This window comes from Rhizobium redzepovicii (assembly GCF_019793435.1).
In the GTDB taxonomy this organism is placed as follows: domain Bacteria; phylum Pseudomonadota; class Alphaproteobacteria; order Rhizobiales; family Rhizobiaceae; genus Rhizobium; species Rhizobium redzepovicii.
This window is the reverse complement of the sequence record NZ_JAILYH010000033.1, coordinates 1-23011: the sequence shown is the minus strand read 5'-3', so window position 1 is coordinate 23011 and position 23011 is coordinate 1. Positions and strand designations below refer to the sequence as shown.

At 59.4% G+C, this 23011-nt stretch carries 10 protein-coding genes and 6 pseudogenes; 11 read left to right on the top strand and 5 right to left on the bottom strand.

All coding sequences use genetic code 11. The features are described from left to right. Positions 1-316 precede the first annotated feature (316 nt). Together K6N12_RS32260 and K6N12_RS32255 are read right to left on the bottom strand one after the other, a co-directional pair. Positions 317-2782: a hypothetical protein gene (locus K6N12_RS32260; protein ID WP_225881312.1), complete on the bottom strand. Its 2466-nt coding sequence runs from the start codon at positions 2780-2782 to the stop codon at positions 317-319. A gap of 965 nt (positions 2783-3747) precedes the next feature. Beyond that, positions 3748-4295 (bottom strand): annotated as a pseudogene (locus tag K6N12_RS32255) (transposase); the annotation flags it as partial. Between the two features lie 654 nt (positions 4296-4949). On the opposite strand from K6N12_RS32255, the gene tssK reads away from it, so the two are divergent. The 9 genes and pseudogenes from tssK (at position 4950) to K6N12_RS32210 (ending at position 17053) form a co-directional block, all read left to right on the top strand. Further along, positions 4950-6305 carry a type VI secretion system baseplate subunit TssK gene (tssK, locus tag K6N12_RS32250; RefSeq protein ID WP_004678823.1) on the top strand — a complete coding sequence of 452 codons (1356 nt, stop codon included), beginning with the start codon at positions 4950-4952 and terminating at the stop codon, positions 6303-6305. A gap of 61 nt (positions 6306-6366) precedes the next feature. Next, a complete protein-coding gene (locus tag K6N12_RS32245; RefSeq protein WP_018247169.1) occupies positions 6367-7533 on the top strand; it encodes a type VI secretion system-associated FHA domain protein in 1167 nt (388 codons plus the stop codon). After that, on the top strand, positions 7533-8822 hold the full coding sequence (gene icmH / locus K6N12_RS32240) for a type IVB secretion system protein IcmH/DotU (RefSeq protein WP_004678820.1): 1290 nt from the start codon (positions 7533-7535) through the stop codon (positions 8820-8822). The genes K6N12_RS32245 and icmH overlap by 1 nt, the downstream gene beginning before the upstream one ends. Positions 8823-8831: 9 nt before the next feature. After that, positions 8832-12437 (top strand): type VI secretion system membrane subunit TssM, encoded by a 3606-nt coding sequence (gene tssM / locus K6N12_RS32235; protein ID WP_004678817.1) that lies wholly within the window; start codon positions 8832-8834, stop codon positions 12435-12437. 296 nt (positions 12438-12733) lie between these two features. Further along, positions 12734-14350, top strand: a complete 1617-nt coding sequence (locus tag K6N12_RS32230; protein ID WP_004678814.1) for a hypothetical protein — start codon at positions 12734-12736, stop codon at positions 14348-14350. 99 nt (positions 14351-14449) lie between these two features. After that, positions 14450-14696 (top strand): annotated as a pseudogene (locus K6N12_RS34905) (SIR2 family protein); the annotation flags it as partial. An 827-nt stretch (positions 14697-15523) separates the two neighbouring features. After that, positions 15524-15850: pseudogene (locus K6N12_RS32220) on the top strand (carbamoyltransferase N-terminal domain-containing protein); the annotation flags it as partial. A gap of 52 nt (positions 15851-15902) precedes the next feature. Then, positions 15903-16046, top strand: coding sequence for a hypothetical protein (locus K6N12_RS32215; RefSeq protein WP_004678808.1), 144 nt, complete (start codon positions 15903-15905; stop codon positions 16044-16046). Further along, entirely contained in the window at positions 16043-17053 is a 1011-nt protein-coding gene (locus K6N12_RS32210) for a LysR family transcriptional regulator (RefSeq protein WP_018247171.1), read from the top strand. The genes K6N12_RS32215 and K6N12_RS32210 overlap by 4 nt, the downstream gene beginning before the upstream one ends. Positions 17054-17264: 211 nt before the next feature. On the opposite strand, the pseudogene K6N12_RS34900 reads toward K6N12_RS32210, so the two are convergent. Beyond that, positions 17265-17840 (bottom strand): annotated as a pseudogene (locus tag K6N12_RS34900) (radical SAM protein); the annotation flags it as partial. A gap of 276 nt (positions 17841-18116) precedes the next feature. Beyond that, entirely contained in the window at positions 18117-18320 is a 204-nt protein-coding gene (locus K6N12_RS32200; RefSeq protein WP_010032001.1) for a nif-specific regulatory protein,nifA, read from the bottom strand. A 284-nt stretch (positions 18321-18604) separates the two neighbouring features. Here K6N12_RS32200 and K6N12_RS34525 point away from each other — a divergent pair. Next, positions 18605-18884 (top strand): annotated as a pseudogene (locus tag K6N12_RS34525) (nuclear transport factor 2 family protein); the annotation flags it as partial. Positions 18885-19018: 134 nt separating this feature from the next. Here K6N12_RS34525 and K6N12_RS32195 read toward each other — a convergent pair. After that, a complete protein-coding gene (locus K6N12_RS32195) occupies positions 19019-19906 on the bottom strand; it encodes a hypothetical protein (RefSeq protein ID WP_004678802.1) in 888 nt (295 codons plus the stop codon). 1399 nt (positions 19907-21305) lie between these two features. Here K6N12_RS32195 and K6N12_RS32190 point away from each other — a divergent pair. Further along, positions 21306-23011: pseudogene (locus K6N12_RS32190) on the top strand (hypothetical protein); the annotation flags it as partial.

The following is a 23011-nucleotide window of genomic DNA, read 5'->3' as shown; positions in this document are numbered from 1 at the left end:
TGGAAAAACTTGCCTCGTCGCCATCGTTCGACGGCGGCCTTGGCGCCAATCTTGCGAGGAGCGGGCTGATGGTCGCAGCGGCATGCGAGCCGACATTCTGCGCTCCCGACCGTCGAAGACGAGGTCGCTCTCGGCGTGTTAGTCAGCCGGAATGCGCCGGCCGTCGTGCCCCTAAATATCGATCTCGAGCCAGGTATTGGCCTCCAGACTGAAGAAAAATTCGGCGCTCTCACATGCTCATGCAATCCCGTGGTGGACAACCAACGCACATGATGGTGCAGTTCCTAGGGAATGTGGTGATGAGTCATGAGCCGTCCTATATCACCTTGAACGCTGCCCTCCTGGCTATCCGTTTCTTCGAGGCACCCACGATTATGGCGGCATCGGCGGCGCTGAGATCGGGATGGGCCGCCTTCAGTGCGTCTGCCCACGCCCCCTTGCTCTGCCCCGGCAGCTGCGGTGTCTGCCTAGCGATTTCGTCCAGCCTCGCCTGATCCTGGGCCGACACCGTCCGGAACGCCGCCCTCCTGGCGATATCGTCCCTAAAGGTGCCCAGGATGGTGGCGGCATCGGCGGCGCTGAGATCGGGATGGGCCGCCTTCAGCGCATCGGCCCAGGCCGCATTGCTCCCCCCCTGCCGCGGTGTTGCCGCCGCGATTTCGTCCAGCCTCGCCTGGTCCTGGGCCGACACCGTCCGGAACGCCGCCCTTTTAGCAATATCCTGCTTTATGGCACCCACGATTACGGCGGCATCGGCGGCGCTGAGATCGGGATGGGCCGCCTTCAGCGCGTCCGCCCAGGCCGCCTTGCTCTGCCCCGGCAGCTGCGGTGTCTGCCTAGCGAGTTCGTCCAGCCTCGCCTGGTCCTGGGCCGACACCGTCCGGAACGCCGCCCTCCTGGCGATTTCGTCCTTTGCGGCGCCCACGATGGTGGCGGCATCGGCGGCGCTGAGATCGGGATGGGCCGCCTTCAGCGTGTCCGCCCACGCCCCCTTGCTCTGCCCCGGCAGCTGCGGTGTCACCGCCGCGATTTCGTCCAGCCTCGCCTGGTCCTGGGCCGACACCGTCCGGAACGCTGCCCTCACGGCGATATCGTCCTTTAAGGCGCCCACGATTGTGGCGGCATCGGCGGCGCTGAGATCGGGATGGGCCGCCTTCAGCGCGTCCGCCCACGCCCCCTTGCTCTGCCTCGACTGTCGCGGTGTTTGCCTGGCGATTTCGTCCAGCCTCGCCTGGTCCTGAGCCGACACCGTCCGGAACGCCGCCCTTTTAGCAATATTATGCTTTACGGAACCCACAATTATGGCGGCATCGGAGGCGCTGAGATCGGGATGGGCCGCCTTCAGCGCGTCCGCCCATGCCCCCTTGCTCTGCCCCGGCAGCCGCGGTGTCTGCCTAGCGATTTCGTCCAGCCTCGCCTGATCCTGGGCCGACACCGTCTGGAAAGCCGCCCTCCTGGCGATAACCCGCTTTACGGCGCCCACGATGGCGGCGGCATCGGCGGCGCTGAGATCGGGATGGGCCGCCTTCAGTGCGTCCGCCCACGCCCCCTTGCTCTGCCCCGGTAGCTGCGGTGTCTGCCTGGCGATTTCGTCCAGCCTCGCGTGGTCCTGGGCCGACACCGTCTGGAACGCTGTCCTTTTAGCAATATCCTGCTTTACGGCATTCACGATTATGGCGGCATCGGCGGCGCTGAGATCGGGATGGGCCGCCTTCAGCGCGTCCGCCCACGCCCCCTTGCTCTGCCCCGGCAGCCGCGGTGTCACCGCCGCGATTTCGTCCAGTCTCGCCTGGTCCTGGGCCGACACCGTCTGGAACGCGGCCCTTTTAGCAATATCCTGCTTTACGGCACCCACGATTATGGCGGCATCGGCGGCGCTGAGATCGGGATGGGCCGCCTTCAGCGCGTCCGCCCACGCCCCCTTGCTCTGCCCCGGTAGCTGCGGTGTCTGCCTGGCGATTTCGTCCAGCCTCGCCTGGTCCTGGGCCGACACCGTCCGGAACGCCGTCCTCCTTGCAATATCGTCCTTAAAAGAGCCCACGGTTATGGCGGCATCGGCGGCGCTGAGATCGGGATGGGCCGCCTTCAGCGCGTCCGCCCACGCCCCCTTGCTCTGCCCCGGCAGCTGCGGTGTCGCCGCCTTGATCTCGTCAAGCCTCGCCCGGTCCTGGGCCGACACCGTTCGATACGCCGCCCTCCTGGCGATAACCCGCTTTACGACGCCCACGATTACGGCGGCATCGGCGGCGCTGAGATAGGGATGGGCCGCCTTCAGCGCGTCCGCCCACGCCCCCTTGCTCTGCCTCGACTGCCGCGGTGTCTGCCTGGCGATTTCGTCCAGCCTCGCCTGGTCCTGGGCCGACACCGTCCGGAACGCCGCTCGAGGCCCCACGATTATGCCGGCATTCGCGGCGCTGAGATCAGGCGCCAACGCCAGCGGCCTTTGAGCATATAACGTCTGCCTGCGGCTGGGCCTGGGATCTGCGTCCTTCTCAGTAGTCCGCCTCTTGCGCCCGCCACCGGTCGGATCGCTGGGCTCCGCGGGCACCTCGGACATGGCCGAATGCTCCTCTCTTCCACCCGGCACCTCGGTGGGCCCGGCAACCGCTGAGGCTTCTAAATTCCCAAGGCCATGCAGCCCCCCGCGCTGAGGGCCAGTCTCCAGCGGCTGGCCCTCGACGAGGTGAATAGTGCGATCGGCATTATTGTATTCATCTGTTGTCCTCGTGAGGTTGAACGCGGTCTCTGCCGGGACGACCGGAACTCTCGTCAGTTCCGTCATGTCAGCCATCATTTGCGGGGTTTGTTCTTCAGGGCTTTGAAGCTCGGTCGGCGGGCTTGGCTGGCCGACGCTTAGCCTTTCCACGTAACGCAATACCGAATTCTCTTGCCAGATGTCGTCCGAATTGAAGTTGTCGGCCACTTGATCGACACGCGCCACTGAAGACTGCGCTCTTTGATCCGCTGGGTGCCGGCCCTCATCCGGCCGCGAAGAGCCCTGCCCCTTAGTCCGAGGGTCCCTGTCAACCATGCTCACCCCCCTGGGATATGGCCTTCAGGAAACAAGGGGTCAGCTGTCGGGCACCGACTGCTGACGGAAGGTCAGAATTTATCAGGGGCTCAAGCGACTTAACCAGAGTGCAAGGGGCGCGACTGCGACCATCGACCGCTCCAGCTTGCCGAGCCTCGTTCGGACGCCGCTCAATCACCGTGGGTCCCGTTTTTTGCTGTTGTGGCATGGGGCGGCTCTGCGGAATCGAGCTCAGGTGACGGGAGGCCGGCAGATCCCGAAGACATGGCCAGGCCGTTGATAACTGGTAGCGTAAACGCATCATTGCAGCAGAACCTCAAAAACCACGGAGAAGAGCCCGCGATTCAAACTAGCGCAGTCCCGGTATTGGATTGCATGCACAGGTGATATGCTCGCATCCGGTTAGTGAGCGGCTATGGCGCAGCTCCTGCGTGAACCCATAACGACAGCGGCGATCCTTCGAGAGATGCAGCGACGACCCGTTCTCCAGACCGGAGGTCCGTGCTTGATGTGGCGATCGGCACGGATTGCTATCAACGCTGACGGCCGCCGGTGCCGCGCAAGCCGGTTACGACGAAACATCGACATGATCTCTTCTATGGTGGGATTGGCCCACCGATACCAGGGTAGTGGCAACTGTCGCCAATTGCGGCGCCAGTGAGGTCGGCCTTCATCTTCGAACTCCTTGCTGGCTTCCGCTAAACAACGCGGCCTTATCACAAAAGGCTGGGAGATTTAACGATGATCCCGGCATCCGGACTTCTGCGCATTGCCGGCCGGTAATAGCGCGAAAGACTTGCAGCAATCGCAGCGCCGGCGGCACCCGTGACTAGTATCCGCACTGCCTGGCCCGTAACAATGCGCTGTGACCAGCGGAAGCCGATCTCGTGGAAAGACAAGGCATGCTGCGGGCTGATATGATGAAAGACGCCGGCAATGGTGCGGCGGACCCGGGACTTGAAACCTCCCACCGAGTGGACGGCGACTTGGACGAATTCGCGGCTCGAATGCTTTACGTTCTCATGCGTAGCAAAGCTCTTGCCAATCGCCATGAACGCCTCACCGCCCAGCAGGCAGGTTGCGGTTCGATCCCTTTCGCCGTCGCGCGCCCTGCATGTATCGAAAGGCCTTTTCGGCCCCGTCCAGGCGGTAGACCGTCCGGATCCATTCTCGGTCGCTCACCGAGATGAAAACGGTCGATCTCCACCGTGCCATCTTGCATGTGCTCGCGCGCCAACATGAGGCGCAGCGCATATCCCATTCGCTAGCTATTGGGCATCACCAAATGTGGAAATGCCTATCTTCGCCGCATGAATGATCCATGCCGCCAGGGCTGCTATCCCGCACCTGGCGCGAACCGGGACTGCAACCGGTTCGTGGATCGTGTCCAGGAGGTGGTTGTCTAATCGCTAAACTGGTCGTCAAGGTGCTTTAGGGGCGGCGGCGCGTGAAGACGATGTTGGCGGCGGCACTGCCTCAGCGTATTCAGGAACATTTTCGACGAGGCAATGCGCATCACGTGTCACCTTGCCTGTTGCGCTGCTCTTTTGGCCCCGTACTTGCGGCGCCGGGTCTCAAGGCTTCCGGGCGGTCATTTGCGAGATTCATCTCGTACGAGTGACAGGACAGGCGAATTGGCGCGTTGTAGGTCAGTGTGAACATGAACGACCAATAAGGCTCTGAGGGCAACGGGCTACTGAGCGACAGTCTAGATGAGACCCCTTGCTTGTCGCGCTGCAAGGGGGCTCATGACCAATCCTGATGAGCTTCGGCGCTTGCATATCTGAGCTGTCCCGACACGCGATGCCCTTCTACCAGCGCATTGTTGGATATCAGATGTGCATGCAAGGGGGCAGTGAAGCTCTGCTACTTTTACGGAGAAAGCCGTTCTGTCAGGTGGACGCGAGGCGAGTCTTGAATGTCGTGGAATAATAGGGTCGTCTGGTCGGAGGGCTTGTTCCTCCGCCCGCAGCATTTTCAGCAGGCCGATCGTCACGTCGAACAGCTGGTGCGCAGCAGGACGGCGGTTTTGCATGGGTACGGGTGGGGTATCAGCGAGCTGCGGCTCAATCGAGAGCTGCTTGGTCTCGGTAAGATCGCCATCGAAGCGGCTCGCGGCGTCTTGGAGGACGGGATGCCCTTCAGTATTCCTGACGAAGCCAACCAGCCAACTCCCTACGACGTTCCGCCGGATTTTCGAGATTCGCTTATTCACTTGGCGGTACCGTTTTATCAACCCGGCGCTCTTGAAACCGACGCGCAAGCGGGAATTGACGTACCTATCCGCTTCGCAGTCTCCACTGAGGATGTTGTCGACACCAACGCTGGCGAGCGAGGCAGCGCCTCCATCGACGTAGCGAGGCTGGATTTTCGACTGCTGCCGGACGCGGCAGACCGGTCTGGCTACACTTGCATCCCAATCGCCCGTATCATAGAGGTCCGGGCCGACCGACAGATCATTCTGGACGAAACGCACGTGCCGCCAACCCCCGACTGCGCCAGCTCCCGGGTCCTCTCGAACTACATCACTGAGATCACCGGCCTGCTTCACCATCGTGGTGAAGCTCTGGCCACTCGGGTCTCCCAGTCGGGAACGAGCCGGGTTGCAGAGCTCGCGGACTTCCTTCTGCTGCAGGCGATCAATCGGTACGAGCCGTACTTCTGCCACCTGTCCAAGGCCGCCGTTGTAAATCCGGAATCGCTGTATGTTGTCATGCTCCAATTGGCGGGTGAACTAGCCACGTTCGCCCGCGTCGATAAACGTGCCCCGACCCTTGGTGTTTACAAGCACGACTCTCTCGCGGAGGCGTTTTTGCCAGTGATGCAGTCGATCCGGGCTTCGCTGGGTGCAGTGATTGAGCAGACTGCGGTCCCCGTACCGCTGCAGCGGCAAAAATACGGTGTCCATGTGGCTGAGGTGGCCGACCGCTCTCTCTTTACGACCTCGAGCTTCGTGCTGGCTGCTCGGGCTGATATTGAGGTCGAGCGCCTCCGGCGCGAGTTCCCGTCTCAGATTAAGATCGGCCCGGCGGAGAAAATCACGGAACTCGTCAATGTCGCACTGCCCGGCATTATCATCAATCCCCTACCGGTCGCGCCGCGTCAGATCCCGTTCCATGTTGGATTCAGCTATTTCGAGATCGATCAAAATAGCCGCTTCTGGAAGGATATGCCCCAATCCGCCGGCTTGGCGCTGCACGTTGCTGGCGACTTCCCAAATCTCGAAATGGCTCTCTGGGCCATCCGAGCCGGACAGAACCCACATTTGAGTTAGCCCACCAATGCCCCTCACGCTACGTGTACACAGCAATAGATGTAGTTTTCCGGAATATCTCGTGCCGGGCGACGCGGCTGGTGGACTGACTACCAGCCGAGCAGGCAACAGCCTGGTTCTGCCGGATGATCAGCAGATGGTCTCGAAATCCCACTGCTCAATCGAGTGCATGGCACGGCGATACGTACTGATCGACCGAGGCCGCGACGACACATGTCAAAATGACGAGGCGGTGCCGCTTCCGTCAGAGGCGCCGGTCGCCCGGAAAACCAGCGATGTTATTCAGATCGGCGCCTATATGACCGATGTCGTCGCGGTGTCGCCTTCGATATCCATTGCGGAGAGTGCCGCCGAACCGGAGGGACAACTTGCAGCGACAAGTGAGGAGTTGAGTCTTCTTGGCCCCCTCGAAACGGCCTCGTCGCTCCTGGCGGGCAATTGCACCCGGGGTGAAGAAGCGCTGCTGGACCTGAGGGACGGCGAGTTCCTACCATTGCCGTTCTTAGGCACTCGTTTAGACGCGCTGGCGGGCATGATGAGAAGTCCGTGGGATATCTACGCAGACAGTGTGCCAGATCGGGCCCCCATCTTGACGCAACCCAAGGTGGAGCAATCATCTCGCCAAGAATCATCGAGCGGCTGTCACGGCTTTCCTTGCCGCCTGCGGCTTATCATTGGCAGATGTCCGGAATGCCGGCATCGTAAGCGTGTTGGATCGTGCAGGGAAAATGCTTCTGTATTCCGCCGCGCTGCACAGCATACTCTCCGAGCGAGAGCTGGCGAACAATTATTCAGAAATAAGAGTTCCGACGAAAAAACCCTGAGTCTCGTCCCCGATGTCGGTGAGGCGTTGCGCGCAGTTCTGTGCAATGACTCCAGCGGGTTCCTCCGCGGAGACCTGGCCGTTGAGCAAGCCTTCACCGACCGTGGGACGCATGACGTGTCATTCGCGGCTGTGCAGAAGGCTCTGTCCAGCGTCCGTGCACGCTTGTCCCTAGCAGGGATCGAGAAGGCGATGGGGCGGCCCCGTTCCCTTTTGCACCGCAACCATAAGGCGCGAAACCGGAGTGCGTACGTGCGCGTCTTCAATGACGTCGTATCGAGCATCGAAACCGATTTGCTCCGGAGCTTCGGCGCCGACTTCGCGCGCCCAGTGCGAGAGCGTAGTCGACCCACCCGCCGATCCCACGATGAGAGCGTCCGCTCCAAAGGGAAGTGGGCGGGTTGATGATGGTGATTGAGGAAACGATGCCAAAATCCCAGCCACTCGTCCTCCTTCACGCCGAGGAGCAGTTGGCTGTCCCTTCGCCGTCATCGCCAGTGGCGGAGGAACTTACCTGGGAGATGCTTGCGCTCGACCGACTTAATCCACTGGTCGCGGCCGCGGCGGCGCTGCTGGGTCTCAGCGCTCAGCTCAAGAGCAGTGCTAGCCATATCGACGTTGAAGCACTGCGCCTTAGGGTGCTGCGGGAGATCGATGCTTTTGAGCGTCGGATCACGCCGCTCGGATTGCCCTCGCGAGCGATCAAGGTCTGCAAATACGCCCTCTGCGCGACCATCGATGACATCGTTCTGAACACAGCCTGGGGCAGCAACAGCGTCTGGACGACGCGCAGCTTGGTGGGATCGCTGTTCAGCGATACCTGGGGCGGCGAGCGCTTCTTCGATCTGCTGACGCAATTGAAAAATGAACCGGCCATCAATATAGAACTGCTGGAGCTGCTCTATTACTGCATGAGGTTGGGCTTCGAAGGCCGCTACCGCGTCACTGCGGGAGGAGCCGCAGAGCTCAGTGTGCTGTGCGAAGACGTCTACCGCCTGATCCGAGCAGCCCGTGGTGACTTCGAGCGCGAACTATCCCCGCACTGGCGGAGGAACTCAAATAATCCGGAGCCACGCCGCACAATCGTTCCAATCTGGGCCGTCGTAGCGTTTGGGGCAGGATTACTCCTCTCGATCTATGCCGGACTCCTGCATGCATTAAATGCCCGCGCCGACGCTGTCTTCAACGATATCGCGACATTGCCGCCGAACGGCGTTGTCAGATCGGCGAGAATCGCATTGCCACCAAAGGTTGTTATGAGCAGCGACCGACTGCGTAACTTCCTCGAGCCCGAAATCCGCGAAGGGCTTGTCACTGTGTCCGAGGACCCACAGCAGATCGTCGTTATCATTCGCGCCTCCGGGATGTTCGATTCTGCTAGTCCGGAAGTGAAGAAAATGTTCCTGCCGCTTCTTTTACGAATTGGTCGTTCTCTGAACGGTGAGTCGGGATCGGTCCTCCTGACCGGGCACACCGACGCCATTCCGGTGCAATCACTCGCCTTCCCTTCAAACGATTCCCTTTCGCTCGCGCGTGCGAGCGCAGCTGCCGAGATTATCAAATCCATGATGAATGACCCAGGCCGCGTGCGAGAAGAGGGCAGAGGGAGCGGAGAACCGGTCGCTTCGAACCACACGCCCGAGGGCCGCGCGCGGAACCGTCGGATTCAAATCATCATCACAAAGACACAATGAAGACAAGCCATGCAGTCAATCAAGAAAGCGCTTAGGTGGCAATGGCTCCGTGTCGGCGGGGCGGCGATCGTATGTGCCTTAATCTTCACGCTCGGACCGCATATCTCGGTCGGAGGATTTGCGCCGCTTGACAGCCTTCGCAGCCAGATCGCGGCATCGATGCTGATTCCGGTCGGATACACCGTGATCTACTTGATCCAGTCCCAGCTTTACAAGGTTCAGGCCTATTTTGAAGACCTCGTCCAATCACGAGTGTCGGGAGCGCTGGACGCGGGTGGGGCCGAGCAGAAGAAGGGAGACCCAAGGCCTTCCGACCGAAGTGTGGGGCAAGCCAGCACGCTTGCTGAAAGAGAGCTGGAGGCGATTCGTCATCGTTTCCGCGAGACCCTTACCACACTCAAGGGGCGCCGCTACGCAGGAGGTATCAGCAGGCGGTGGCTCTATCAGCGGCCCTGGTATGTGATGATCGGTCCGCCCAACTCGGGGAAGACCACAGCAATAGTCAATTCCGGGCTCAGCTTTCCGATGGCGGCGAGGTCCGGTCTGAGAGCCGCCGGTGGGTTAGCGGGTACGGAAAACTGCGACTGGTGGATCACCGATGACGCGGTGTTCGTCGACACTGCTGGGCGCTACACGATACAGGAGGGTGATGCAGACCGGGACAAAGCGGTTTGGCGTGGCTTGCTTCGTATGCTCAGACGCTCCCGGCCACGGCAGCCGCTGAACGGTGTCTTAGTCACGATCGCAATCAGCGAGCTGAATTCTACATCCGAGGAAGTGCTCGCCGATCGCGCGCGCTGTATCCGTGAGCGGCTCCTCGAAGTGTACAGGGAGCTTCGCCTGCAACTGCCGATTTATGTGCTTTTCACTAAGAGCGATCTGCTGGCGGGATTTGTTGAATTCTTCGACGATCTGGGTCGCGAGGGGCGGGAGGCGGTGTGGGGGTTCACCTATGCGCAAGAGGCGTCGGAGGACGAAGGCGATCCGATGGCGTTTGCCGCAGCATACGATGCGCTTGTTGGCCGCCTAAACGAAAGGCTGCTTGAACGAATGCAGCACGAAAGCAACCTCCAGCGTCGCGCGCTCATGTTCGGCTTCCCACAGCAGGTCGCTAGCCTCAAGCACCTGACGCAACAGTTCTTGAAGGAAGCCTTTGGCGGGAATTCGTTCCAGGAACCGCTTATGCTCCGCGGCGTCTACTTCTTAAGCGGCACGCAAATTGGCATGCCCTTCGATCGACTTGCGAACGCCAGATCTCAGACCTTCGAGATCGCTCAGCCGCCCTGTACAGCGCTTCGTGGCCCGGGCCGTGGTTATTTCATCAGCCGGCTGCTGCGCGAAGTCGTTTTCGCCGAAGCTGGGCTCGTCGATGCCAATCACCGCTTCGATCGGCGCCAGCGGCGGATCCGGTATGGCGCCTACACGATGATAGCGGCGGTCATTGTTACCGCCAGCGTCTTATGGACGTTCAGCTATATTCGGAATGTTCAGCTGATCGAGAGCGTTCGCCTAATGGCTGGCAGCTATGCCAGAGGGGCCGAAAAGCTGAAGCTCGACCGGGTTGAGAGTGGCGATCTTCGACCCATCCTGCCACTGCTTCAGCGGCTGCGTGATGCCAACGGCGACAGCGCGGGCGGCCCCCTATCAAGTTCGGGTCTCGACCAGAGTAAGAAAATCAAGGTTCAGACGCTCGCGGCGTACCGCCGCGCCGTGAACACCATCCTGCTGCCGCGGCTGATGTTCCGGTTGGAAACCTTATTGGTCGAGCGGCACGACGATGATCAGTTCGTCTACCAGGCGTTAAAGGTTTACCTGATGCTGGGTCAGCAGGGTCCGCTCCAGCGCGCGGTCGTCAAGAACTGGATGGCTGCCGACTGGCGAGTGATGTTTCCGGCCGAAGCCGATGCCGGCCTGCGCAGCGCGCTCGCTGATCACCTGGATGCACTCATGGAAGGGCCGCTGCCCCATAGTGAGCTTAATGGCGAACTGATCGAGAGGAGCCGCGCGAAGCTCCAGACCGTCTCGATGGCGCGCCGCGTCCTCGACATCATCGCGACCAGTCCCGAAGCCTCGCGGGCGCCAACCTGGCGTCTGGCCGACCATGCCGGGCCGCTGGCGCAGGGCGTCCTGGCTCGCAAATCGGGACAGCCGCTCAGCGAGGGGGTTCCTGGCATCTACACGAGGGCGGGGTTTTACGGAACCTTCCTGCGATTGCTGCCGCAAGTGGCTGACGCTGTCGCTGCAGAAGGCTGGGTTCTCGACTCACAGGTAGTCGCGCCGATTGCAGCCGGTGATGTGAGCCAGAAGCTGCGGCGTTCGGCGGCGGATCTCTACGCTCAGGAGTTCGCGTTGCGCTGGGACCAGCTCATTGGCGATATGTCCATCCGCCCCTCTGGGGGTATCGATGACGCGCTGCGCACCTTGAACACGCTGTCCGCGCCGACGTCACCAATGCGCCTGTTCCTTTTCGCGGCGGCGCAGGAGCTAAAGCTCAAGCAACCACCGGCTCCCGAGGACGGCTTGACGAAAGGTGACAGTGTCCCCCAGGGCGAGGTGTTGCCAAGCGAGCTCGAGGCACTGTTCCGGTCCCAACCGGCCGCGGACACGCCTGAAGCTCACGTCCAGCTCTATATGGGCGATCATTTCCGGTGGCTGCACCAGCTGGTCGAAGTGCCGTCGAACAGCCAAGCGGGCGCGCAGGCGCCGATTGACAGTGCTCTCCGGGATCTTGGCGAACTGTATCGCTCCCTCAGCCAGGCGCAGGGGCTGGCGGGTTCGAACATCTTGGAACACAACGGGCAGGCGGGCGTCGCCATCCAACAGATCGAGGCGGGGGCGGCCGATCTGCCCGAACCCATCCGGCAATGGATCCTCGGCCTCAGCCGCCACAGCTCGGACTTAACCGTCAGCGGCATGAGGCGCGGGTTGGCGAGCGGTTGGGCGGGCGGCCCCGGCGATTTGTGCCGACGGGCTACCGAAGGACGGTATCCCTTCGCGAGCGGATCCCGCCGGGATATCCCTTTGAGCGATTTCGCCCGGCTGTTCGGCCGCAAGGCGGAGATCGACACTTTCTTCGCCGAGAACCTTTCCCCATTCGTCGACAAATCCAAAGGCTCGTGGCAGTTTCGGCCAACGAGCGGTGTCGATTTCCCTATCGGCCGCAATACCTTGGCCCAGTTCCAACGGGCAGCCACGATCCGCGACACCATGTTCGATGATGCCGGCAAGGTGTCAGTTGGATTCCTGCTCACCGTCGCCGAGACCGATCCGTTGACAGACCAGGTGGTGGTAGACATCGACGGCCAGCGCCTCGAACATCGACGAGGAACAGCCGCCGCGGCCATGCATTTCCATTGGCCTACGGCCGGCGGCGTCGGCGGCGCTTCCGTCGCTTTCATCGGTTTTCAAGGCGCCACCCTCTCCAAGAGCGGCCATTGGGCGCTGTTTCGCCTCTTAAATGAGGCGGATAAGCAGCCATTGGGAGGAGGGGACCTTATTCAGGTACGACTGGTGTCCGGTCGCCATTGGGCGGTTTTTAACCTCCAGCCTGACAGCGTGATGAGCCCGTTGTCCCGCAATCTGTTGTCAGAATTCCGATGTCCAGATTTCTTATGAACGCCGGGATAGCATCCGACTGGCGCTGGGAAAGCCCTATGGGGTCACGAGACGCCCACGCAGGTCTGCGGCGGGAGAGGTCGGCATGTCGGTTGCCGGCCGGATCGGAGGCGGTCACGGCTGCGACTGGCGGCGATCGTCGCTTGATCTCGGCGCGCCGCTTTCCCGCTCGACTAGACCGCTGGAGAGCGCGGTCACCTCCATCAGGCAGATCTTCGGGAAGTTGGGTGATCAGATCCTGTCCCACCCTATCAACCGACGTACACTGATCTAGAACAGGAAACTGGAGAGATATAATGGCCGGAATGAAGCACAATAGGACAAGAGCGAAGAAATTTCTGCAGTTGATCGACCAGACGAAGAACAGAGCGGATTTGGAGTTCTGCTTTGCGGTTGGCACGGTTGGCGATCTGCGGAAGCCTGCTGTCCTGGTGAGTAAGAAAAAGCTCAATGGATTGGCACAAACTTTGAAAAACATGCCTTTTGAAGATGATGAGGATAGTAGTAAGGAGAACTTTTCGCTTCTGCGGAGAGGCACGGGCAGGATGAACGAAAACGGCGTTATCCTCGTCAAGTTGGCTGATGGTGGAAAGGCCGGGTTCCCGCAGGTCCAAAAGGTGATGAAGAAGTATTTCGTGAACTTCCGCATGAGGTTGCCTGACATGCAGGAAGCAGGAATCTTAACTGAAGAAGACATTCAGCAGTTTGAGATGAACGCCGAGGAGAACTCCCAATTTCTTCCACCCGACGACTCTGAAGAATTCAATCGGCCGATGACGGCGCTCGATAGCGCGGAAGGGAACTCTGCAGGGAGTGTTGAGGAAACTGAAGAGAGAAGCAAGCGTGAAGGCGGGGCTGAGCTCCTGGAGCAGCTTCTCCCGGAAGTGAAGGAGGGGATTGCCGCCGCGGCCGCGACCATTTCCAATCACGCAGTAAGTCTCAGCGCGCAAATTGGCGCGGGACAGACCGCAGAGTTGTCCCATCTGACCACGAAGATCGCGGATTGGCTGCAACGTGTGCTGGCTGCGACGCCTCCGGAAGAGCAGGAGGCAACGTTGCACAACTTCGCCGGCCGACTTCTGTTGATGCTGGCCTATCCTGAGAATCTGCGAAATCTTCAATATGTGGATGACATGCCCGATGGGGCGGGGCAGGGCGAGACAAACGGCGACCGCCGCGAAGAGGTCGTGGTGAATGGGATCGATCTGAACAGAGTTCCAACGGGCGCTCTCGATCAAGACGAGGTAGTAGAGTCCTTGTTCCGTCTGATCAAGGCAAAGGCTCAGGAGCGACAGCTTTCTTATCCGCTAGAGAACGCGAATTCTGAGAGGATTGCGAAGATAGTGTCGTCGCAATGGCCGAAGGAACTAGGCGATGCAGCCCGTAGGCGCGCGGTTGTGGAGCGTCTGATCGCAGCGGTGGTCCCGCGGCCCGGTAACGATGATCAACTTCTGGTCCTTCTTGGCATCGCAGACCAGCCCGAACGGACCAAATCCATCGAGAACTCGGTCGAAAGTATCATAGCTATATGGCAGGCTTATCTCGACACTGCCTTGACGCTGCGGGATGAGGTAAAGAGCAAGATCAACCAGATGGTCGATGTGGAAGCCCGCGGCGGAACGTGGAGGTATGTCGACGACATCTTCCTGCAGTTCGGAGGAGAGCTTTCAGATCAGCTCTCCGCCATCACCGAACGCAACGGTGAGGCACTGTCGAGCGCGACCGAGCGTGTCCGAACCACAGTCCAGAAGAAGCTCGATTATCTCAACGGCAGCGACATTGTAGCCATGCTTGACAATCCTCCAATCGACATCGGTCCGGGCACTATAGGGCAGACGCTGCGGGAAGGGCTCGCGGCCATCACCGATGGACTGAAGCGCATCGAAACCTCGCGCGCCGCGCCCGCCGCGTAATAATCGCCTGTCTCGATGCCGGCCGACCCACCGGAAGGCCGGGCGAGCAGGCCATCAACGGCCTCATCAGCGACGGAAGGAGTTCCGCCGCTCAGGTGGGTCAGCGAAGCGGTGAAGGAGCGGCGCACCAACAGAGGCTCTTCGGCTCTTCTTCATCGGCTGCCGCTTCAACGACCAGATGCTGCGCACCTACGCCCGACAGATCATGACGCGATCCAACGCACCACGTTTTGCGGTGCTGGATGCGGCAGCGCCGACCAACAACCAACGCCGTTTCCTTGCAGCAAGCCCGATCACGCTTATCGACGTGCCGACTGGCGAAGCTGCGGCTAGGCTTATCGGCTGAAAACCAGAGTAGAGAAGGAGTGTTGCGGGTACGACGATACACGAGGATTTCGGAGGTCGGTCGTCGGCACCGACGTCGGAGGCGGATTTGCCGTAAACGTTGATCATCACGGCCGCTGTTTGAAAGTGCCGCTCGCCTTGCTATGAATCCACCCATCCCTTTTTTGCACGCATTCCATCCAAACAAACAATTTTACTGGTCAAAACAATTGCCCTTAGAAAAAACGCTGAAGAGCGCTGTGCAGAACGATTGTGTGGAGTTCTAAAAATGGGTCCTCAGGTTCGGTAGAGACTGTGCTGGAAAACGAGTTGGAGCACTCTGTCAGTTGCCTGGCCTCGATTGTTATCACGTTGGACGTGATCGGCCAAATCTTGGCCGTTGCTTCTGCCGTTTCAGTGCTAATGGGCTCTCACAAGAAGCACTGTTGCCTGGTCGACTAAATCTGTGAGTGCATCCCTCACAATGACTAGAAGCCAGAGCAGGCGCGCTCGCAGCCGCAAGGACATGATCTGCGCCTTTTGCAGGAACACCAAACCTCGTGATTTTCTTGCGGCTGTCGGGCCGAAATATGAAGGACTGAGTAATGTGGATAGATTACGTGGCAGTTCTGCTGCAAATGCTTCGGTCAGGGTTTCCGTGCGGCGTCGCAACTATAGCATCAAGAAGGTTGCGCAGCATCGATTGTCGGCAATGTCGCCGAGCCGGTCGCTATTAGTATCGGCTTCGCCTGTGAGCTCTATCTGACACGTCAAACACAAGCTTTGAACTTACGAAAGCCGGCGGTCGGGCCAGAGCGACCTACCTTTCGAAACGGACTGGAGAGCAACATGCTGTGTCTAGGGCTGAGTGGGCGTCTAAGCAGAGTCTACGAAAATTCGTTCGATCTACCGAACAGCTTTATGCACAATGGGGCTGCGGTTCGCGTTCGCGACGGCCGAGTGATAGCGGCAGTCGAAGAGGAACGGCCTAACCGAATCAAGCACTCCAACACGCTACCAATTCGTTCGATTCAATATTGCCTCGCATCTGCAGGTGTTCAGCTTAGCGACATCGACCGCATCGCGTATTATGCAACCGAGGCCTATTGCAACGCTGTGCTCGAGCGCGTGCGCCTCTCTCACCCAAGCACCCCAGTATCGGATGCGAGGCTGTTGCAACGGGCTCGGGGAGGTCGACACGGGCTCTATATTCCTGTGGGACACCCCGATGTTCCATGTGATCGCCATCGTCACACAGATCTGGCCGCCCATTGGACGCGTGATGGCACAATGCCATGGAGGTTGTCACCCGCGCTCCACCGCCGAGATGAACTCGAAAACGTTGGACCCGGAATTGATTGTTGAGGAATGAACTTCATGAAACGCAATGTAGAAAAAGAGGTGACGGATCAACTCGCTTATAGGCGAAAGATGTTGCAAGATTGGAGAGGAGAGCGCCTCACTGGACACCAGATAAACCTAGCATCAATAGACCTCAACCTCCTGGTGGCGCTCGAGGCTCTGCTCGAATACCGGAACGTGACGCACGCGGGCCAGCACATCGGGCGGAGTCAACCGGCGATGAGCCGGGCACTGGGAAGGCTGCGCGGCTTGTTCAATGATGATCTCCTGGTGCGGTCTTCAACGGGTTTGATCCCAACGCCGCAAGGCGAACATTTGGCTCAAAGGCTGCCGTCGGCACTGCGTACGATCCGAGAGATGGTGACAAGCCGCAGCGTAATCTCAAAAGAATGGGGGAGGGGGGCAACGCTGGCGATCCCCGATCATCAAGCTTTGGCTGTACTACCGCGCCTCCTGCCGTGGTTACGCGAGCGTGCCCCTCATCTCGACACACTCGCCTGTTTGCCGTTTGATCGTGCCGTGCGGGGGCTTGAGCAAGGTGATATTGATTTGGCCGTTGGGCATATCGACGTGCAACTGCCTGGCTATTTTCGGCGCAGTCTTTATACAGACCGCTTCGCGTGTTTGTTGCGCCACGGCCATCCAGCGCTGGCGCAGGAATGGACGATCGACAACTTCGCGACCTTGCGTCACGCTGCCATCAGTACGGACTCCCCCGACCACTTCGGCCCGATCTACGACCACTTGCCCAACCTGCGAGCGGATCGTAGTCCCATACTTTTTTCCAGCGTTCTCACGGCAGCGGTGGTAGCTTCGGCAACGGATTTGGTATTGCTCGTCCCGCGCCGCGTTGCGACCCAAGTTTCCGCGATGCTGCCGCTTAGGGTTGTTGATCCACCCCTCGAGCCGGCACCGTACAAGGTCATGCTCATCTGGCACGAGCGGTGCCATCACGACCCGCAGCATAAATGGCTGCGCAAGGAGGTCGCCGCCGCGTTGGAGACGGGAGCGGACTGACACAAGAAGCGGGTGATCGGGATGCTCCTGAAGCATCAAAGAGAGCAACCGGGCATTTTGCGCGGGGAGGTGACCAAGGCCTCAGCGCTGCTGCGACCGAGAGTGCCCGGCATGTTGGACGAATATCGAGACTTGGCTGCCTATGTGCTCGCGGGGCCTGCTTGTGTCCGGGCTTCTGCTGAGCTGCGGCACGGCCCGGCAGTGGCGCGGATATCTTCGCGTCGACTCTCGGATCGACCATGTTGGTGGTGATCGTCAAGTGATCAACATTCATGTCAGCAAGCTCGCCGACACGGTCCGGCAGTGCCAGACCGTTGGTTGAAAGACACAGCTTGATATCGGGGATCTCTGTGGCTCCGCGTTCAAATGTCGCCTTTGTCTTCTTTCGGTCATAACAGGCATCGCTTGGTCCGGTGATAAAGAGCACGGAAAGCTGAGGGACTTCATTGGCGACCGCAACGACCTTTCGCAGGGCCTGGTCAGGCGTCAGCTTTTCCGAGACGACCCCAGGCCGGCTTTCGTTGGCGCAGTATTTACGATCGCAGTAGTTGCACTGGATATTGCAGGCTGGTGCGGCTACGACGTGCATGCGCGCGAAATAGTAAACTTCTTCTGAATAGCAGGAAAGGTCCTTGATTTTCTCCCACACAGCCGGCTCGGCGTGGTGCGGCTTTGCGGACGAACCGCACAATGACGCGGCGCAAGCAGTGGACTTCGCTGTGGCCAGCAGTTGGTTCATGGTTGTCGTGCTGGTCAGGCTCTTGAGCGAAATCATTGGTGGGGACATTGAAGGCTCCGTTGCTGCTTAACATCGCGGTTCAAAAAGCAAGGGCCATGCCAATGCAAATAGTTAGGTTTTTCAGCGGGTTAGCGTTTTTTGTCCGGTTCCCTCCATTTGCTACCCGACATAGGGTTGTCAGGCATTTGACAATAGACAGACACCGGTAAAATGGCGGCTCGCCTCGAGTGCATGAGTTGAGGAGGGCAGGTCGGGCCGTTCGACCACACCAGGCTTAGAACTTTCTTTCACCCCGATTTGATGCCCGCGGATGGCATAACCAACCTAAGGTGGGGTGAGGCCGGAGGCGAGCCGCCTGGCCTGAACCCACCCAGATTTCTCCATCGCGTCGATCAGCCGTTCCCGCTCGGTCAGACGCGCACCGATTGCGAGCCAGGCAGGATCGTTCGGATCACAGGCTTTGGAGGAGGCTTCGCCGAGGCAGGCGCCGGCGCGCCCGGCGGCCGCAAACGGGGATCCAGTCGACATTGGGCTCTTTCTGGCGAACTCGTCAATCGCATTGTTGCCGAATGGACCGTTAGCTCCCTTCCACACAAGCGCAGAGGGGCACTGGCTGTTCTTGCAGGCAAAATCCAACGGAGCAATGGTCCTTGATTGCGCGAGAGTTGCTGTCCTACGCACGCGGTTTCAAGTTCACAGACGTTCCCTGGGAAGCGGCATTGCGAGGCCAGGTCAAGCGCCGACGGCGCGAATGTCCGTTCGCAGATGCACCGAACGCCACTTTCAACTCAAGACTAGACTTGCGACGAGCCATGGACCAAGAGAAAATGGTCGAATTGCATGATCGCGAAACGATCCGCGACTGTCTCTATCGGTATTGCCGCGGGATAGACAGGCGGACGAGGCGGCGCTGCGCAGCTCCTTCTGGGTCGATGCGCAGGACAATCATGGAGCGGATACGGGCTCCGCCGAGGCTTCATTGAGTTCGCGCTTGGTGTCTTCAAGACCGAACCGCCCAACATCCACCAGATCACGAAAGTTCTGATTGAGTTTATCAGCCCGACTGAAGCAACTGTCGAGAGCTACTTCACAGTGCAGCATGAGGCGGGCCGTCGCAGACAGTCGCAGCAAGATTGCAGTCTCTAATCTTCGCCTGCGTCCTCGTAATAGAGGGGCGTATCAACTCGGCCGGCGGCGCAAAAAGTCATCACGATGACGGCAAGCTTTTATTCGCGGTTCAAATTGAGGTGTTCGAAGTACCAAGAGGGGTCATCATCGGATGAATCTGTCTCGACACTGGCTTCACTCGAATGCCCCTCGACACCTGCTTCATCGTCGCTAAGATAGTCCACGGTTTTCGAGAGATAACTCCAAGGTTTGCCTGCGCGCTGCCATCCACCCTTGCTATTCTTTGTCCACTTGTCCGGATGTTGCGTAGGGTCGAGCACCCAGCGATTTTGACCCACGTCAACGAAACCCATCTGCTCTAGACGGGCTCCCATCTCTGGCGAAGCGGGACGTGACATGATTAACGGCTGTTCGCCGTCGAGTTGAAGTTGATGTTCGAGCAGAATATCGCCTGCGTTCTCGACAAGCGGATGAGTAACGCGAAGGTCTACAATCGAAGTGATTCTTTTCCGACCGGGAAAAAGTTCCCGCCACGGCTCGTTCTCGATGCTAAATCCATCCTCTGTTCTTAAAAGCCCAACGCTTCGTTCTCCCAGATCATAGCTGAAATATCGCGCGCTGGGCGTATCATTGTCGGTGCCGCCGTAGAGTCGAGCGATGGTAGCCGTACGCAGGGCTTTAGAGGACACGAAGGGCGAGTACTCTTGTGGATTGACGGAAATGTGCTTGATATCATCACCGTAAAATTCCCTCACTTTTCTGGCAAATGTCGATCTGTCGAGCACCTTAATTGGAGGTTCGGAAGAGAGCGAGTATGGCCGCGTTGGCGACGAAGGCGAACGAGCATGGGGATCTGACGTTGATCGGGACGGCATGCCCGTAAGTGTTTGTGCCCCGGTCATATTCTCGATCCACCCCGCCATGGCCCGGGTGCGATCATCTTCCTCGGAAATGTTGTAGCGCAGCGATCGTTCTGTGTTATCCATGGCGGTCTCTCCTGAGAGTGAAAGGTGTGATGAAGCGCATCCTTTTCAGTCGCTTCACATGTGGGAACGGTGCGCTCACATGTCCGGCCTATAAAGCGGATACGTGACTGCTAAGCTTCGATGAAGCGGGGGGTACGCGTTGCATGCGCGGCTCCTGGTCTCGCCTAGAGGGGACTAAACTTCCGCGAACTGGGCGGAAAGACGACCTGCGGGGCCCATATAGCCCGATGCGATCACTGGTTCTGCCAGCGTCGTCCGGACCCGCTCGGGAAGCTGCTCACAGCCGGTTGTCGTCCGCGAGCTTCTGGAGCTCTGGCGGAACAGTGCCGGCGGCTTGGCCAGCCGCAGTGATTGTAGTTGCATTAACATCGCCAGCGTCCATCCACGTTATAGTTCGTCTTACCGCCTCCAGCCGCTCCTCGTCTCCTCCTGATCCCTTTCCTCAGCCCAAGCCTCGAGGATTCGTGAAAGCGTGGTCCCTTCGCCAAACCATCGTGGAAGTCCGTCGGAGGTGTCTGCGCCGCGGCAGGGCTAAGATTAGCTTGAATGTTAGAGGTGTCCTCGGAGGATTTACCGCCCCGCGGGCCTGTTCTGTGTTCACCGTTGTTGGTCTCCAATTGCAGATTACGCATATGCTAGTGCAACCGGACTGGCCGCCATCATGCAAAACCGATATTCCAAAATGCTTTGGAAAAGCGGATCCACGGAGTCCCCTTAGGTGGTGAAGGTTCTGAGGAGTAGGTGGGCATCAGTGGTTTTTCGGCAGGGTCTGGTTGTTCAAGCACAGCCCGATAGAAGGCCACTGATGACCAATGAGATGATGGACCTCCGCTCGGGAATACGTCATGCCAAGCTGATAGCTGCTTGGCGGCGCAAGTCCCATCCGGCCAAAGTCACAGCGGCGAAGCCGGGGCGAGTCTTGCGGGCGTCGCGGTAACGGGGGGGGCTGAAGTGTAGACAGATACGGGTGCGGGAATGAGCCTCAAAAGTTGAATGATCACGGAAGGCCGAGTGGGTTCTGTAGAGCGACAATCTGGCTGAGTCTCACCTTGTTTGTCGCCGCGCACTGAGGCGGCGAAATCAGAAAGGCCGGCGGAAAGATTGGTTGGAATCGGAATGCTGACGGCACCCTTCACGCTGCATGTTCCACACATCACCCGAAACTGCTTAAATGAAGGCCAATTTTAGCGGGCTCCGCATGGCAAGCGGCAAGCTGGCGAGCCTCTCAAGCCATGTGCCGGCCTGATGGTCGAGTGCAGACGATTGTCGGCAAGCCGTCGCATATAGCGTTCGGCCATGCCTTGAGGGCATGATTGGATCTGGCTTTAGCATGCCGGGCGGCGGTCGGCAGGCATTAGGATCGAGGTTCCAAATTTGAATTTCCGGAGGACCCGCATCGATGTACCCAAGACGGAACCAGCCGCGCGATGACGATTCTCGCGAAGTAAGTGGGTGGATCGAAGACGTGACCGGAGCTTTCGATACGGACGCCTGGATCCAGGACTACTATTCACAGAGACGAGACATGGAACAGGATCCGAGCGACTTGCGCCTCGGTTCGCACGACAGTGACGCCGGCGACCGTGTGCCGCGTCGCAGATCCGTGGGCGGTTCGATGCGAGTGACGCCGCAGTCGCTGGCGCCGGAGAACTCGTTGAGCGGCGCCCGCCACAGCATAGACGTCTCTCGGGCGGGCTCCAGCAGCTTGCGATTCGGCGGCTCGGGGAGCAAGACATCGAGCAATATGGCGGACGCGGGAGAAGTCGCCGCGGCGCCGCAGGGCAGAAGCCGCGGATTTAAGTCGCGCATGGTGTCAGGGTTCAAGAAGGCGTTCGGATTGAGCAGCGGCAAGACGTCGTCGCGGGGTTCGGGGCAGCAAGACGTCGATGCCGCAACCGAGACTCACGTGGTCTCAACCAAGGTTCGCGTCGATTACGCCAAGCGTGGTCGCCCCGCCGACCGGGACATGCATCCCGATGACGAGTCCCGCATCAACCAGTTCGCGGAAGCAGTCCGAAACTACGAAATTCTACCCGACGGTAGCATCGGCCGAGGGGACGGAAGGGTTCCCGAGCGTACCGTCGAGAACAATTTGGGGATTCTTAAGAGGTTCGCTCGTTGGCTCAGAGCAGAGAACAGAGATTCGATGGCTTCTCGGTTTTTAAACGATCCAGATTCACTAGCCGTTGATATCGCGGCTTATTGGGCAAGCGGTGGGGATGGTCAGGGCCGTCTTCAGTCAGCACTGTCTCATTTCAGGAGGCTCGCGCCTGAGGGGCAAGAACTCCAAGCCGTTGGACCTGGGCCGCGCCTGATGGGACGCCAGATACATGATCCTTATCCCGACGACGCCCGCGTCATTGATAGCTTGGCCAAGGAAGAGGTCCCGAATTCTCGGAAAAATGCCAGTGGGCAACGAAAGTTTAGCGCTTGGCTCAAAAGGGAGGGCAGGGAGAGCATAGTCAGCCGACTCACCGGTACTGATGAGCAGCGACGGTCGTTGCAGGAGGATTTTAGGGCCTTTACCAAGGATGAAGGAAAAAAAGTGGTCGTGGGTTTCGATCGGCTGCGGCAGTATCTAGGCGCCGAGTCGCAGTTGAAACAGCATGATCCTTATCCCGACGACGCCCTCATGATTGATAGCTTCGCCAACGAAGAGCTGAGCAAGCTCGGATCGGGCTCGACTTCCAAGAGGAATGTTGTCTGGACTATAGCCAGCAATCAACGAAAGTTTAGTAATTGGCTGCAAACCAGGGGTAGGGAGAGCATAGCGAGCCGGCTCAACGGCAGCGAGATGCAGCAAAGGTCCTTGAAAAAAGATTACCAAGACTTCACCGAAGCCATGGGAAAAAACCTCACCATGTCTTTCAAGCGGCTTCGGCAGTACCAGCAAGTCGTTGAGGCGAACGCAGCGTCGGGGTTGTCCCCTGAGCAGGCAAGTGGCCGGGAACCGGCCGGTCTGGACGGCCGTTCGGATTCACGTGCCGAGTTCAGATCAACTTCGCCGCTGCAGCAGGTTGATCCATCGATCGAAGGCCGCAGCGGATTGTCGCTCGACCATACCGAATGGTTGGGCGACCAGCATATCCAGACGGATTATGAGCT